General features: G+C 57.3%; 1 protein-coding gene. It reads right to left on the reverse strand.

What is annotated here, in order from left to right:
* The coding region (locus ACO0LD_RS31780) for a hypothetical protein (protein WP_423013538.1) at nucleotides 1–429 on the reverse strand (429 nt) is incomplete at both ends.

Consider the following 429-nt stretch of genomic DNA (forward strand, 5'->3'; position numbering starts at 1 on the left):
CGTTGCCGGTGGTCGAAAGCGTACGCGTGGCACCGCCTTCGCCGGTAATCGTCAGTGTAGAAATCGTGACGTCATTGGTGACACCGATGGTCTTGACCAGGTTGGTGCCAGTCACGACGAAGGCATGCGACGTACCATCGTAAGTCGCGGACGTAATTGTTGGTGCCGCGACGTTCGATACGGTGACGGCATTGCCTGTCAGGTCAGCACCCGATGTCCTTGCCTGATCCCAGGAAGCAGCAGCAGCTAGATTGAATGTAGTGGTGTCAACGGCAGTCGTGCCGTTCTTGTTCAGGAGACCATTGACGGCGAGTTTGTCGGCGGCACCGAGCGTGACGATAAAAGATGTGGCACTGGCGGCGGTTGGGTTGCTGGTGGCAGCTGTCAGCGTGTAAGACCCGGCTTGGCCAGTCAGACTTAATTTGGTGA

Source organism: Undibacterium sp. Ji83W, from assembly GCF_049340385.1.
GTDB lineage: Bacteria > Pseudomonadota > Gammaproteobacteria > Burkholderiales > Burkholderiaceae_D > Undibacterium.